Below are 9,263 nucleotides of genomic sequence, written 5' to 3'. Positions count from 1 at the left end.
CTACCAATCCGTGATTTTAAGATTTAAGGGCGAATTCCTTCTATTTAAGGGCGAAAACACCTCATTTAAGGGCGAACGGGTATTTTTAAGGGCGAACAACTAAGGTTATGGGCTAAATCCGAGGTCTATGGGCGATAAATCTCAGGTAAGGGCGAGAACTGCCTGCCGAGCAGATACCCACTTAGGACCAAGCCTGTGATAACTCCAGCCTAGCTAATTCAAGCTAACCTACGAAGGAATCCGAGTTTACTAGAATCCCTTCTGCTTCTCCATATAATTCCGTCCTCCTGCCTATAAAGGTAAATTGGCTTTACGCACAAAAATAAGGTACACTTTAATAATAAAATATTAAAGCATGGTGAATGACTGTGACGGAGTATCAATTATTATGTAAGAACGAACAGGAGACGAGGCAGCTTGCTGAGGAGATTGGCAGACGTCTTGTTCCGGGTTCAGTAGTGGCGCTTGAGGGTGACCTTGGTGCTGGCAAGACAACCTTTACAAAGGGAATCGCTAAGAGTCTAGGCGTGACACGGACAGTGAATAGTCCAACGTTTACGATCATGAAACAATACAAAGGAAATATGCCGCTTTATCATATGGATGTATATAGAATTGAGAATGAGGATGAGGATTTCGGCTTTGAGGAGTTCTTCGAAGGCGATGGGGTGACCATTGTGGAATGGGCTCATTTAATTAAGACACAATTGCCGGATGAGCTGCTGACCTTGTATTTATATCATGAAGGGGATGAGCAGCGCAGGATCAAGGCTGTACCCCAAGGTGAATTTTATGAAAAGTTGTGTGAGGAGATTTTTTAAATGAATGTATTAGCCATTGATACATCGACGAATGTTCTTGGAGTGGCTGTTGCTAATGAGCAAGGAATTATCGGTGAGCAAATAACTTATACAAAGAGAAATCATTCTGTACGGGCGATGCCTACTGTGGAAGCACTGCTTAAAGAGTGCGGGATGAAGCCTGCTGACCTTAACAGGATTGTCGTCGCTAAGGGGCCTGGTTCCTATACAGGTGTGCGTATTGGCGTGACGATTGCGAAGTCACTAGCCTGGAGTCTGGGTATAGAGCTCGTCGGTATTTCAAGCCTTGAGGCGCTTGCGCTGAATGGGCGTTATTTTAACGGTTATGTGTGCCCGGTATTTGATGCACGACGAGGCCAGCTGTACACGGCGCTCTTTAAAGCGGAGAATGGGAAGATTACACGGATACAGGATGATCAAAATGTACTTGCGAAGGACTTCGCGGATGGATTGAGGAGGCTGGATGCACCTGTTCTCTTTGTTGGAAGTGATGCCTCCATTCATGAGGAAACATTCAAGGAGGCATTGGGAGACAGGGCGTTCCTTGCACCAGCGCCGCTTCATCATGCTCGCGCAGGTGAGCTTGCGATGCTGGGAATGCAAAGACCGGCAGAAGAGATTCATTCATTTGTACCGAATTATGTGCGTTTAGCGGAAGCAGAGGCGAAATGGTTAGAAGCTCAAGAGAAACAGAGGGAAGAATGATGACCAATCATACAGTGATGTTTCGGGCAATGACACTTGAGGATTTAGATGATGTGATGGAGGTTGAGCATGCCTCCTTTACTCTGCCATGGAGCAGGGAAGCCTTTTATAACGAGCTGGTGAACAACCAGTATGCCGTCTATCTTGTCGTGGAGGACAGAGGCCGTGTCATTGGTTATGGCGGACAATGGGTTATCCTAGATGAGGGGCATATCACGAATATCGCACTTCTTCCTGCCTATCGCGGCTACGGCCTTGGCGAGGAGCTGATGATTCGTATGATGGGAACGGCGAAAAGCATGGGCGTTAAGCGAATGACCCTTGAAGTAAGGGTAACGAATCATGGTGCCCAGAAATTATATCGAAAAATGGGATTTCAAGAAGGCGGTATCCGAAAGAATTATTACACAGATAATATGGAGGATGCCTTAGTAATGTGGGTGGAATTATGGTAAAAAAGGATCAATTAATTTTAGCAATAGAAACAAGCTGTGATGAAACAGCAGCTGCAGTGATTAAGAATGGCCGGGAAATCCTTTCTAACGTGGTTGCCTCTCAAATTGAGAGTCATAAGCGCTTTGGCGGCGTCGTCCCGGAGATTGCCTCCAGACATCATGTAGAGGCTATTACGGTCGTCGTGGAGGAGGCCTTAGAGCAGGCAGGCATCACGTGGGATGAGATTGATGCAATTGCTGTGACAGAGGGACCAGGTCTGGTAGGTGCCCTCTTAATTGGCGTGAATGCAGCTAAGGCGATGGCATTTGCTCACGGCAAGCCGCTCGTGAATGTTCATCATATTGCCGGTCATATTTATGCGAATCGAATCTTGACAGAATTCCAATTCCCGCTGCTCTCTCTCGTCGTTTCAGGGGGACATACAGAGCTTGTGCTAATGAGGGAGCATGGTTCCTTTGAAGTGATAGGGGAAACACGTGATGATGCTGCGGGAGAGGCATATGATAAGGTGGCGCGCACGTTGAAGCTTCCATATCCGGGTGGTCCTCATATTGATCGCCTGGCCCATGAAGGGGAGCCGACGGTGAAATTACCGAGAGCATGGCTTGAAGAGGATTCCTATGATTTCAGCTTCAGCGGCCTGAAGTCTGCTGTCATCAATACACTTCATAATGCCTCCCAAAAGGGAGAAACCATTGCGCCTGAGGATCTCGCTTGCAGCTTCCAGGAGAGTGTGATTGATGTTCTTGTGACCAAGACATTGAAGGCAGCAGAGCAATACGGTGTGAAGCAAGTCTTACTTGCCGGCGGAGTAGCCGCCAACAAAGGATTGAGAGCAAGACTCGAAGAAGCCTTTGAAGGCAAGAAGGAGATTGAATTAATCATCCCGCCATTATATTTATGTACAGATAATGCGGTCATGATTGGGGCAGCCGGAAGCATTGCCTATGAGCAAGGCAGACGTGCTGGTATGGATTTAAATGCAAATCCAGGGTTAGATTTAGAATAATACACAAAAGAAGAGCCGCTGCTAAATCAGCGGCTCTTTCTTTATCCCCAAGTATTAGTGGTCAAAAAATGCAGAAAGTTCTAAAATGATTGTGGATAACTATGGGTTATGCACATTTTCTGTGGATAATACTTTCGATATCTGTGGATAATGTGGAAAAATAGGTTGAATACCTGATATAGTTATGAACTGTCTGTGGGTAAATATGTTGATAAAAAACGGGCCATGGACAGGCCCGTTTTAGGAGTCTTGGAGAATGGTCCATTCCTCCATTAATTCTTCCATGGTTGTTTCCGTCGTTGTGAGCTGTCCTTGGATTTCTAATGTTTTTTCGTGATCCTGATAAACCTCAGGGTCACAAAGCTGCTCATTATATTCAGCGATTTTTTCCTCGAGTGTTTCGATTGCTGCTTCAATTTCTTCAATGCGGCGCTGCCGCTTTCGGTTTTGCTTTTTTAATTCTTTATCCTCTTGATAGGAGGACTTTTCCACAGTCTGTTGATTGGCTTGCACCGCAGGTTTATTCTCAAGCTCTGCCAGTTCAGCAAGCTCCCGCTTTTTCTCGACGTAATAGTCGTAATCCCCAAGATATTCAACCGTGCCAGCTGGTCCCATCTCAATGACTTTGTCAGCAATTCGGTTGATGAAGTAGCGGTCATGGGAAACGAATAAAAGGGTGCCGGGATAGTCGACAAGAGCATTTTCTAAGACGAGCTTGCTGTCGAGGTCCAGGTGGTTTGTCGGCTCATCGAGGATAAGCAGGTTGGCCTTTTGCATCATCAGCTTTGAGAGGGCAAGCCTGGCCTTCTCACCGCCGCTCAAAGTGGAGACAGTTTTCATTACATCATCGCCGCTGAAGAGAAAGTTGCCGAGAATGGAGCGAATATCCTTTTCTTGGCTCATTGGGTAGTCATCCCACAGCTCATTGAGCACAGTCTTATTGGATGAAAGATTCGCCTGTTCTTGGTCATAGTAGCCGACCGTGACATTAGCGCCGAATTGGAACTCGCCGCTGATGGCAGGGAGCTTGTCCGTGATGGTCTTAAGAAGGGTTGATTTTCCGATTCCATTCGGACCGATGAGGGCAATGCTTTCACCGCGTGTGATGCGGAAATTAATCGATTTAGCTACAGGCTCTTCATAGCCAATAGCGATATCGTTTGCCTGTAATACCTCGTTTCCGCTTTGCTTCTCTATTTGGAAGGAGAAGTTAGCAGACTTTTCGTCACCTTGAGGGCGGTCAAGCAATTCCATGCGCTCAAGCTGCTTCTGACGGCTCTGTGCCCTCTTGGTTGTGGACGCACGTGCGATATTTCGCTGCACGAAATCCCTTAGCTTGGCAATCTCATCCTGCTGCTTTTCAAACAGCTTCTGGTTGCGCTCATATTCCTCTGCTTTTTGGACAAGGTATTTGCTATAATTGCCTGTATATTTACTGATGGACGTACGTGAAAGCTCCATGACCTGATTGACGACCTTATCGAGGAAGTAGCGATCATGGGAGACAATTAAGATAGCGCCAGGATAGGATTGCAAATATCCCTCAAGCCAGGATAGCGTATCGATATCAAGATGGTTTGTCGGCTCATCGAGAATCAATAAATCAGGCTTCGTCAGCAATAGTTTCCCAAGGGCAAGCCGTGTCTTCTGTCCGCCGCTCAATGAGCTGACAGGTGTAGCATAATCGTAATCGGCAAAATTAAGACCATGCAGGACGGAGCGGATATCATTTTCCATCTGATAGCCTCCGGCATTCTTGAATTGCTCCTGCAAATGATCATAATCCTTCAATATTCGCTCATAACGGGTGCTGTCATGATAGATTTCAGGGTCAGACATGGATTTCTCCAAGGCGCGCAAGTCTTCCTCCTGCTTTTGCAGATTGGCGAACACCGTCAGCATCTCATCCCAGATGGATAGGTCAGAATTCAAGCCTGTATGCTGGGCAAGATAGCCGATTGTAGTTCCCTTTGGCATGAAGATATTGCCGCCATCATGCGAAAGCTGACCAGCGATAATCTTCAGGAGGGTGGATTTCCCAGCGCCATTGCGGCCAACGAGAGCAATTCGGTCTTTCGATTGCACTTCAAGCTTTATACTGGACAAAATTGCTTCTGCACCATAATATTTGGATACATTGTTAACTTGTAAAATTATCATGATTCTCACCTCAAGAAGTACTAGCCTTAGTGTATCTTACGGAGTCTGGGAACCGCAACTGAATAGGACATATGTGAATATTTACACAAACGTTACCACGAAATTGAAATATATTATAAGATAAAGGTAGAGGGGGAATGGCGATGAGTGAATTCACTCATTTCAATGAGCAGGGAAGAGCGAAGATGGTTGATATTGCGCATAAGCCTGAGACAACCCGCATCGCGATAGCGGAATCAAGCATTTTAGTTAAGGAAGAGATTTATGAGAAAATCAGTTCCGGTGAAATGGAAAAGGGTGACGTCTTAGCTGTGGCTCAAGTGGCTGGCATTATGGCAGCGAAGAAAACATCTGATATAATTCCTATGTGCCATCCGATTTCCCTCAAAGGAATAGACATCCGTTTCTTTTGGGAAGCTGAACAAGAACAGAGGCGTCTGCGCATCCAGGTGTCTGTGAAGACGAAGGGAAGCACAGGTGTAGAAATGGAAGCCCTAACAGCGGCCTCGGTTACTGCGCTGACCGTTTATGACATGTGCAAGGCCATTGATAAGGGCATGGTTATCGGAGAAACATATCTAGTTAAGAAGACAGGCGGAGTATCCAGTCCGGATTTCCAAAAACAATTGGACGAGAATAAGCATAGGGGACTCTAATAGTAAGGGAGAAGGGAAAGAAATGTTGCAGGAGAATACAAAAATACCACAAGCGACAGCGAAGCGGCTGCCGCTGTACTACCGATTTATACAGAACTTACATGCCTCCGGGAAGCTGAGGGTGTCCTCAGCAGAGCTGAGTGAGGCCGTCAAAGTCGATTCCGCGACAATCAGGAGAGATTTCTCCTATTTCGGAGCGCTAGGAAAGAAAGGCTACGGCTATAATGTCAATTACTTGCTGTCCTTCTTCCGTAAAACACTAGACCAGGATGAGCTCACTCAAGTGGCCCTGATTGGTGTCGGGAACCTGGGGACTGCTTTCTTGAACTATAATTTCATGAAGAATAATAATACGAAGATTGAAATTGCCTTTGATGTATCGCCTGAGAAGGTGGGAACCTTCATCGGGGACGTGCCAATCTTTGATATGGATGCACTTGAGAGCAAGCTCGCAAACTCAAATATCAAGGTGGCTATTTTAACGGTACCAGCCCAAGCGGCTCAACCTATTACGGACAGGCTTGTGGCAGCAAATGTGAAAGCCATACTGAACTTTACGCCAGCACGTTTAAGTGTACCAGATTCCATTCGGGTACATCATATTGACCTGGCTGTAGAGCTTCAATCGCTTGTTTATTTCTTAAAGCATTATCCTTCTGGTGGAAACGAAGAAATAAAAGAAGACGAAAAAGCAGAAAATCTCGAAGAATAAACTTCGAGATTTTCTGCTTTATTTGCTCTTTGGCTGCTGTTCGTTTTTCATTTGCTTGATCTTGCGGTGGATACCGATAAAGCGAATACCGGATCCAATATCAAGCGTTGCCAGGATGACCAGGAAGTAAGTAAAGAAATCCCAGCCGCTCCTTGTTACATTTTGGACTGCGAAAAAGATAAACACAGCCCCCAGGATGAAATAAATCGTTGCCATATACAACGGTGATCGTCTCATAATAAACCTCCGATAAAACTTTGTGCCTTCTCCATCTCTTTGATTAAATCACCTGAATAGGTGGAAAGGAGGACAACAAGTGTATTCATGCTAACGTGCGCAATGATTGGCACAATAATTCTGCCTGTTTTGACATAGAGATAGGCGAATGTGAAGCCCATCGCTGAATAAAGCAAGGTATGCTCAGGCTCGCCGTGTGCAAGTGAAAAGATAACTGAGCTGATTAAAGCGCTAAGGAAGAACCCAAACCGCTTATATAATAGTGCCCCGAATAGAATCTTCCGGAACACGATTTCCTCCAAAATGGGTCCAATGACAGAAGTAATTAGAATTACAACTGGAAACATCTCGATTAAGGCGAGGATATTCTTTGTGTTCTCAGATTCTCCCTTAATGTTGAAAATCTGCTGTTCAATCGTACCCGCAACAGCCTGGGCAATCAAGGCAAGGAAGATTCCTCCGACAGCCCATGCAAGAGAACTGCCAAGCGGCATACGCTCCCACCGTTCCATTTCATTACGCTCATTCCTCAAGAAGAATAACGTAATGATGAGGGCAATGAAGAAGCTGATAATAATCCAATAGACGACTGAATAGATGGCTACTTGATCCTCGGCCACGAAGTTCGGCAGAATCCATCCCATTAGAGGTAGACCGATAATGCTCGATAGCTGCATGGCAACGTATATAAGGACAATCAGCCAATAATTTTTCTTCAAAGACAAAACTCCTTTAATGACAAGTATCCAAATCAAGCGGGCTTAATGTCAGCCCAATACGAAAAAGCTACACCATCATTCTACCCGTTTTTCCCCCTTAGGTACAATTGCAAAACTTTTCCCTTTATATATAACATAATCTGCCCTGCAAAGGGGTATACTAGCCCAAGTGAAAGCGGAGAAAATGACCTTATAAAATTTTCTAAAATTTTCGCTCATATCTCTTGCAAATCAGATAGTCTTTATTTAATATATAAATTGTGTTAGCACTCATACCTAATGAGTGCTAATAAAAATGGAGATAACTTTAAGGAGGTAGTTTTACTTGTTAAAGCCACTAGGAGATCGCGTTGTGATTGAACTTGTCGCACAAGAGGAGAAAACTGCAAGCGGCATCGTGTTACCTGACACTGCCAAAGAAAAACCATCTGAAGGCAAAATCGTAGCGGTAGGCACAGGCCGTGTCCTTGAGAATGGGGAGCGTGTAGGATTGGAAGTATCCGAAGGCGACCACATTATCTTCTCTAAATACGCAGGTACTGAAGTGAAATACGAAGGCAACGAATACTTAATTTTACGTGAAAGCGACATTTTAGCTGTAATCGGATAAGCAAAGCTAATGTCGGTTAAAAAATATCATACTACAAAATTTTGAGGAGGTAATTTACGAATGGCTAAAGACATTAAATTTAGTGAAGAAGCACGCCGCGCTATGCTTCGCGGGGTTGACGCATTAGCTGATACAGTAAAAGTTACACTTGGACCGAAAGGACGCAATGTTGTACTTGAGAAGAAATTCGGTTCTCCGCTTATCACAAACGATGGTGTAACAATCGCGAAAGAAATTGAGCTTGAAGATGCATTCGAAAACATGGGTGCGAAGCTTGTTGCTGAAGTAGCAAGCAAAACAAACGAAATCGCTGGTGACGGTACGACAACTGCGACTGTTCTTGCTCAAGCGATGATCCGTGAAGGATTAAAGAACGTAACTGCTGGCGCTAACCCAATGGGCGTACGTAAAGGAATCGAGAAAGCTGTTTCTGTTGCAATCGAAGAATTACAAGCTATCTCTAAACCAATCGAAGGCAAAGCTTCTATCGCACAGGTTGCGGCAATCTCTTCTGCTGACGAAGAAGTAGGTCAATTGATTGCTGAAGCGATGGAACGCGTTGGCAACGACGGCGTTATCACAATCGAAGAATCTAAAGGATTCACAACTGAGCTAGATGTTGTTGAAGGTATGCAATTCGACCGCGGATATTCTTCTCCATACATGGTAACGGACTCTGACAAAATGGAAGCAGTCCTTGAAAATCCATACATCTTAATCACTGACAAGAAAATTTCCAACATCCAAGAAGTACTTCCTGTCCTTGAGCAAGTTGTTCAACAAGGCAAACCATTATTGTTGATCGCAGAAGATGTTGAAGGTGAAGCGCAAGCAACACTTGTTGTGAACAAACTTCGCGGAACATTCAATGCTGTAGCGGTTAAAGCTCCAGGATTCGGCGACCGTCGTAAAGCAATGCTTGAAGATATCGCTGCATTAACTGGCGGTGAAGTAATCACAGAAGAACTAGGACGCGACCTTAAATCCGCGACACTAGATTCTCTTGGACGCGCTGCAAAAGTTGTTGTAACGAAAGAAACAACAACAATCGTCGAAGGCGCTGGCGAAACAAGCGAAATCGGTGCTCGCATCAACCAAATCCGTTCACAATTAGAAGAAACAACTTCTGAATTCGATAAAGAAAAACTTCAAGAGCGTCTTGCTAAACTTGCTGGCGG

11 protein-coding genes are annotated in these 9,263 nt (G+C 45.0%); 8 read left to right on the top strand and 3 right to left on the bottom strand.

Annotation, left to right across the window (positions count from 1 at the left end; genetic code table 11):
- The first annotated feature begins 368 nt into the window (after positions 1-368).
- Genes tsaE through tsaD form a run of 4 tightly spaced genes read left to right on the top strand, consistent with a single transcriptional unit; the run spans position 369 to position 2,991 of the window.
- Positions 369-821, top strand: a complete 453-nt coding sequence (tsaE, locus tag ACI35L_RS11470; protein WP_049672437.1) for a tRNA (adenosine(37)-N6)-threonylcarbamoyltransferase complex ATPase subunit type 1 TsaE — start codon at positions 369-371, stop codon at positions 819-821.
- A complete protein-coding gene (tsaB, locus tag ACI35L_RS11465) occupies positions 822-1,526 on the top strand; it encodes a tRNA (adenosine(37)-N6)-threonylcarbamoyltransferase complex dimerization subunit type 1 TsaB (protein WP_439802929.1) in 705 nt (234 codons plus the stop codon).
- Positions 1,523-1,981 (top strand): ribosomal protein S18-alanine N-acetyltransferase, encoded by a 459-nt coding sequence (gene rimI, locus ACI35L_RS11460; protein WP_231589557.1) that lies wholly within the window; start codon positions 1,523-1,525, stop codon positions 1,979-1,981. The genes tsaB and rimI overlap by 4 nt, the downstream gene beginning before the upstream one ends.
- Positions 1,975-2,991: a tRNA (adenosine(37)-N6)-threonylcarbamoyltransferase complex transferase subunit TsaD gene (tsaD, locus tag ACI35L_RS11455; RefSeq protein ID WP_049672434.1), complete on the top strand. Its 1,017-nt coding sequence runs from the start codon at positions 1,975-1,977 to the stop codon at positions 2,989-2,991. Before rimI ends, tsaD begins: the two co-directional genes overlap by 7 nt.
- Before the next feature lie 240 nt (positions 2,992-3,231).
- Here the strand turns inward: tsaD and ACI35L_RS11450 are convergent, their stop codons facing one another.
- Positions 3,232-5,151 (bottom strand): ABC-F family ATP-binding cassette domain-containing protein, encoded by a 1,920-nt coding sequence (locus ACI35L_RS11450; RefSeq protein ID WP_439802928.1) that lies wholly within the window; start codon positions 5,149-5,151, stop codon positions 3,232-3,234.
- A 143-nt stretch (positions 5,152-5,294) separates the two neighbouring features.
- On the opposite strand from ACI35L_RS11450, the gene moaC reads away from it, so the two are divergent.
- Together moaC and ACI35L_RS11440 are read left to right on the top strand one after the other, a co-directional pair.
- Positions 5,295-5,807 (top strand): cyclic pyranopterin monophosphate synthase MoaC, encoded by a 513-nt coding sequence (moaC, locus tag ACI35L_RS11445; protein ID WP_049672432.1) that lies wholly within the window; start codon positions 5,295-5,297, stop codon positions 5,805-5,807.
- Between the two features lie 22 nt (positions 5,808-5,829).
- The gene (locus ACI35L_RS11440; RefSeq protein WP_049672431.1) at positions 5,830-6,519 is read left to right on the top strand and encodes a redox-sensing transcriptional repressor Rex; all 690 of its coding nucleotides are present in this window, start codon (positions 5,830-5,832) and stop codon (positions 6,517-6,519) included.
- A gap of 18 nt (positions 6,520-6,537) precedes the next feature.
- Here the strand turns inward: ACI35L_RS11440 and ACI35L_RS11435 are convergent, their stop codons facing one another.
- Both ACI35L_RS11435 and ACI35L_RS11430 read right to left on the bottom strand, forming a co-directional pair.
- The gene (locus ACI35L_RS11435; RefSeq protein ID WP_049672430.1) at positions 6,538-6,756 is read right to left on the bottom strand and encodes a YdiK family protein; all 219 of its coding nucleotides are present in this window, start codon (positions 6,754-6,756) and stop codon (positions 6,538-6,540) included.
- Entirely contained in the window at positions 6,753-7,475 is a 723-nt protein-coding gene (locus ACI35L_RS11430; RefSeq protein WP_049672429.1) for a CPBP family intramembrane glutamic endopeptidase, read from the bottom strand. Before ACI35L_RS11430 ends, ACI35L_RS11435 begins: the two co-directional genes overlap by 4 nt.
- Before the next feature lie 325 nt (positions 7,476-7,800).
- On the opposite strand from ACI35L_RS11430, the gene groES reads away from it, so the two are divergent.
- Entirely contained in the window at positions 7,801-8,085 is a 285-nt protein-coding gene (gene groES, locus ACI35L_RS11425) for a co-chaperone GroES (protein WP_049672428.1), read from the top strand.
- 60 nt (positions 8,086-8,145) lie between these two features.
- On the top strand, positions 8,146-9,263 hold a 1,118-nt coding region (groL, locus tag ACI35L_RS11420), incomplete at its 3' end, for a chaperonin GroEL (RefSeq protein WP_439802927.1).

Source organism: Pradoshia sp., assembly GCF_051873915.1.
Classification (GTDB): Bacteria; Bacillota; Bacilli; order Bacillales; family Pradoshiaceae; genus Pradoshia.
Note: the sequence above shows the minus strand (reverse complement) of the source record. Positions and strands in the feature narration are given on the sequence as shown.